This window comes from Mesorhizobium sp. M7A.F.Ca.AU.001.01.1.1, assembly GCF_004022735.1.
GTDB lineage: Bacteria > Pseudomonadota > Alphaproteobacteria > Rhizobiales > Rhizobiaceae > Mesorhizobium > Mesorhizobium ciceri.
Map to the genome: position 1 here is coordinate 1 of NZ_RZPF01000576.1, position 4339 is coordinate 4339.

Annotated in this window: 6 protein-coding genes; 4 read left to right on the forward strand and 2 right to left on the reverse strand. The window is 64.6% G+C overall.

Annotated features, from left to right (window positions below):
* Positions 1-20 precede the first annotated feature (20 nt).
* The 4 genes from EN884_RS27400 to EN884_RS27415 are packed head-to-tail and all read left to right on the forward strand — an operon-like array spanning position 21 to position 3697.
* Positions 21-809 carry an ABC transporter permease gene (locus EN884_RS27400; protein WP_027160917.1) on the forward strand — a complete coding sequence of 263 codons (789 nt, stop codon included), beginning with the start codon at positions 21-23 and terminating at the stop codon, positions 807-809.
* Between the two features lies 1 nt (position 810).
* Positions 811-1920 carry an ABC transporter ATP-binding protein gene (locus EN884_RS27405; protein ID WP_063168695.1) on the forward strand — a complete coding sequence of 370 codons (1110 nt, stop codon included), beginning with the start codon at positions 811-813 and terminating at the stop codon, positions 1918-1920.
* 28 nt (positions 1921-1948) lie between these two features.
* A complete protein-coding gene (locus EN884_RS27410) occupies positions 1949-3331 on the forward strand; it encodes an FAD-binding oxidoreductase (RefSeq protein WP_063168696.1) in 1383 nt (460 codons plus the stop codon).
* A gap of 9 nt (positions 3332-3340) precedes the next feature.
* Positions 3341-3697: a cupin domain-containing protein gene (locus tag EN884_RS27415; RefSeq protein WP_013530464.1), complete on the forward strand. Its 357-nt coding sequence runs from the start codon at positions 3341-3343 to the stop codon at positions 3695-3697.
* Positions 3698-3714: 17 nt separating this feature from the next.
* Here EN884_RS27415 and EN884_RS27420 read toward each other — a convergent pair whose 3' ends face one another.
* The gene (locus EN884_RS27420; RefSeq protein ID WP_024503962.1) at positions 3715-3981 is read right to left on the reverse strand and encodes a BrnA antitoxin family protein; all 267 of its coding nucleotides are present in this window, start codon (positions 3979-3981) and stop codon (positions 3715-3717) included.
* A gap of 99 nt (positions 3982-4080) precedes the next feature.
* Positions 4081-4339, reverse strand: a 259-nt coding sequence (locus EN884_RS27425; protein ID WP_164895178.1) for a (2Fe-2S)-binding protein, incomplete at its 5' end; no start/stop codon positions are given.

Here is a 4339-nt window from a genome sequence, read left to right on the forward strand (position 1 = left end):
CACAAGCAGGCGTCCAGATCATGAGACTGGCACCATCCCGCCTTCTGCTCGGTCTGTTCTGCCTGCTGGTCGCCGTCTGGCTGGTGATGCCGACGCTGGTCATCATCCCGATGTCATTCAACGAGAAGAAGTCGCTCGCTTTCCCGCCGTCCGGCTTCTCCTGGCAATGGTACGAGAATTTCTTCACCAACCCCGATTGGCTGTCGAGCTTCTTCAATTCGCTGAGGGTCGCGGGCCTCGTCGCCGTCGCCGCCACGCTGATCGGCACGCTGGCGTCGCTCGGCCTCAGCCGCATGAAACATTCCGGCGCCGGCCTGCTGCGCGCCATCCTGATCACGCCGATGATCGTGCCCGGCGTGGTGCTGGCCATCGGCATCTACGCCGTCTATCTCGACTACCAGCTCGTCGGCACCACCACCGGCTTCGTCATCGCACATACGATGCTGGCGATCCCCTTCGTCATCATCGCCGTGTCGGCAAGCCTCGAAGTCTTCGACGCGCGGCTGGAGACGGCGGCGGCAAGTCTCGGCGCCAACCGCTTCACCACATTCCGCACCGTGACCTTGCCGCTGATCGCGCCCGGCATCCTGTCCGGGCTTTTGTTTGCCTTCGTCACCTCCTTCGATGAGATCATCGTCGCGCTGTTCATCACCAGTCCCTACCTGAAGACCTTGCCGGTGCAGATCTTCACCAGCATCACCCGCGACGCCGATCCGACGGTGACGGCCGTCGGAACCATCATCTTCATTGCCACGACGCTGATCATCAGCGCCGGGCTGATCATCAGCTCGAAATCGACGAGGAGTTGAGATGACTGCGAGGAAACGCGGCGCGGCCATCGACATCAAGTGCGCAACCAAGCGCTACGGCAATTTCACCGCACTCGACGATGTCAGCCTGCATATCGAGCCGGGCGAGTTCATGACGCTGCTCGGCCCCAGCGGCTCGGGCAAGACCACGACGCTCAACGTCGTCGCGGGCTTCACCGACCTCACCTCCGGCGACCTCGCCGTTGGCGGCAAAAGCATCGTCGCCCTGCCGGCGCACAAGCGCAACATCGGCGTTGTCTTCCAGCACTACGCGCTGTTTCCGCATATGACGGTCGGCAAGAACGTCGCCTATCCCCTCACCTTGCGCGGCATGGACAAGCAGGCGCGCGACCGTCTCGTCGTGCGCGCGCTGGACATGGTCAAGATGGCCGACTTCGCGCATCGCTATCCCTCCGAACTTTCCGGCGGCCAGCAGCAGCGCGTGGCGCTGGCGCGCGCCATCGTCTTCGATCCGCCGCTGCTGTTGATGGACGAACCGCTCGGCGCGCTCGACAAGAAACTGCGCGAATGGCTGCAGCTGGAGATCAAGCGCATCCACCGCGAACTCGGCACCACCTTCGTCTATGTGACGCACGACCAAGAAGAAGCGCTGGTCCTGTCCGACCGCATCGCCGTCTTCAATCAGGGCCGCATCGAACAGGTCGGAACCGGCCGCCAGCTCTACGACGAGCCGACGACCCTGTTCGTGGCCAAGTTCATCGGCGAATCGACCAGTTTGCGTGGCACCGCCCTGACGTCCGGAAACGAAACCAGCCTGACGATCGCCGGCCAGAAGATCGTGGCCAACGGCAAGCTCGCCAGCGGCAGCAAACCGGTGGTCCTGCTGCGGCCGGAGAAGCTTTCGCTTGCCGGCACCAACACGCCTCCCGCCGCCGGGCAGAACAGCCTCACCGGTCAAGTCAGCGAGGCGATCTATCTGGGCTCCGGCTCGAAATACCAGGTGACGTTGCGCGACGGCTCGGTCGCCATCGTACGCGCGTCGCTGGAAGCCACACCGTTCTCGATTGGTGACACGGTCGATCTGCGCTGGTCGGTCGTCGATGCAAAACTTCTTGCCGACGACGACCGCGCCGACATGACGATGACCTGATCGCTCTTTCCCCGCAGGATTTTTAGACATGGACGCCAAAGTCAACGGCAACGTCTCGTTCTGGTATGCCGACATCGGCCTGCCGCCCTATCGCGCGCCGCTTCCGGGCGATCTCGAAGCCGATGTCTGCATCGTCGGCGCCGGCTACACCGGCCTGTGGACGGCTTATTACCTGAAGAAGGCCGATCCATCGATCCGCATCGCCATCGTCGAGCGGGAGTTCGCCGGCTTCGGCGCGTCGGGCCGCAATGGCGGCTGGCTGTCCGGCGGCTTCAGCTGGTCGCGCGAGAAATATCTGCAGACCTCGACGCGCGGCGCTGTCATCGACATGGAAACGGCCATGCATGGCACGGTCGACGAAGTGATCAAGGTGACCGAAGCCGAAGGCATCGATGCCGACATCCGCCGCGTCGACAATCTGACGGTGGCGACCAACCCGCCGCAGCTCGAACGGATCAACGCCGCCTATGCCGATGCGATCGGCTGGAGCGTGCCGAGCGAGCGTGTCAGCCTGATCGGCCAGGCAGAGGCCAAGGCCCGCATCAACATCAGGAATGTGCTTGGCGGTTATATCCACCACGGCACCGCGCGTGTGCAGCCGGCCAAGCTGGTGCGCGGCCTGTCCGAAGCCGTCGAGCGGCTCGGTGTGCCGATCTACGAGCAGACCACCGTGACCGGCATCGAGAAGGGCAAGGTCACGACGAACCGCGGCACCGTGCGCGCGCCGATCATCATCCGTGCCACGGAAGGGTTCACGGCCGGCATACCAGGCAATGAACGGCTCTGGCTGCCGCTCAACAGCGCACAGATCATCACCGAGCCGCTGCCGCAATCACTGTGGGACGAGATCGGCTGGGAGGGCCATGAGCTTCTGGGCGACTCCGCGCACGCCTATTGCTATGCGCAGCGCACCAGGGAAGGCCGCATCACCATGGGCGGACGCGGCGTACCCTATCGTTACGGCTCGCAAACGGATGTGCGCGGCCAAACGCAGCAGGCCACGATCGAAAGCCTGCACGCGATCCTCACCCGGCTGCTGCCGCAGACAGCCAGGCTTCGCATCGACCACGCCTGGTGCGGCGTGCTGGGCGTGCCGCGCGACTGGTGCACGACGGCAGGGCTCGATCTTGAAACCGGCATCGGCTGGGCCGGCGGCTATGTCGGGCTCGGCGTCTCGAGTTCCAACCTTTCAGGCCGAACGCTGCGCGATCTCATCCTGCGCCGCGACACCGAATTGACCCGCCTGCCCTGGGTCAACCGAAAGGTCAGCAAATGGGAGCCAGAGCCGATGCGCTGGCTCGGCGTCCACTCGATGTATCAGCTCTATCGCGTCGCCGACGAGCGCGAGGAAGCCGGCCTCCAGCACACGTCGAAACTGGCCGCAATCGCCGACCGCATCACAGGACATTGAGAGACTGCCATGACCGACTTCCAGACCTTCGCCCACCTCGCCTCCATCGACCTCGGCGAGCCTGAGCCCAAGCCGACCTCGATCAGCGGCGATCAGTTCGAAGCCTCGACGACGCTGTGGACCTCGCCGGATGGCGCACTGGAAGTCGGCGTCTGGGAGTGCACGCCGGGCCGCTTCACGGCCTCGCGCGAGACCAATTCCGAAACCTGCCACATCGTGTCAGGCCGGGTCTCGCTGCATGGTCCCGATGGCCGCAGCGAGGACGTTGGTCCGGGCGAAATGCTGGTGCTGCCGAAAGGCTGGAAAGGCGAATGGACGATCCACGAGAAGACGCGGAAGCTCTACATCCTGCACTTCGAAGCGTGAGCCGGCTGGAACAGCCGCTACTCGTCGTCTGAACGATCACCCCCGGTAACGATCGGCTTGCCTTCTATCACACGCCGCAAGGCGTCGTTGATGCGGTCCTGCCAGCCGGGTCCATCCTCCTGGAAATGGTCCAGCACGGCGCGGTCGATTCGGATCGAAACAAGCTCCCTGACGCCTGGAGCGGCCGTGGGCTCTCGGACCGGGGCAGCCGGCTTCTTCACCGGCTTGAAAGCCGCCTCGGCGGCCGCCATCGGATTTGTCGGTCGGCGCGGGGGATTTGCCATTGGATGACCCTGACTGAGGATGATTCGTGCGCGACGTAGCACGCCTGAGCCACCATAGCCCAACCAGCACCGTCGCGCAGGCCCCTTTGGTCAGGACGATCACTCGGCTGCCTGGAGGCTCTGTGCGTCGATGATGACCCTGATCTCGGCGCGGCAGGAGCCGCAATTCGTGCCGGCATTCAGGGCCGCGCCGATTGCCGCGACGCTGCCGCAGCCGCGGCGTACCGCTTCCGTGATCTGGTTGGCGCCAACGCCGAAGCAGGAGCAGACGATGGCGCCGCGATCGACGTCGATCCCGCCCGGCCGCCCGGCCACGATCGCCAGCCTGCTGCGCCGATCAACATGATCGGCGCTCAGT

Bases quoted from the DNA above. Each gene is read 5' to 3' on its own strand.
- EN884_RS27400 (WP_027160917.1), top strand. From the start codon at position 21: ATGAGACTGGCACCATCCCGCCTTCTGCTCGGTCTGTTCTGCCTGCTG.
- EN884_RS27405 (WP_063168695.1), top strand. From the start codon at position 811: ATGACTGCGAGGAAACGCGGCGCGGCCATCGACATCAAGTGCGCAACC.
- EN884_RS27410 (WP_063168696.1), top strand. From the start codon at position 1,949: ATGGACGCCAAAGTCAACGGCAACGTCTCGTTCTGGTATGCCGACATC.
- EN884_RS27415 (WP_013530464.1), top strand. From the start codon at position 3,341: ATGACCGACTTCCAGACCTTCGCCCACCTCGCCTCCATCGACCTCGGC.
- EN884_RS27420 (WP_024503962.1), bottom strand. From the start codon at position 3,981: ATGGCAAATCCCCCGCGCCGACCGACAAATCCGATGGCGGCCGCCGAG.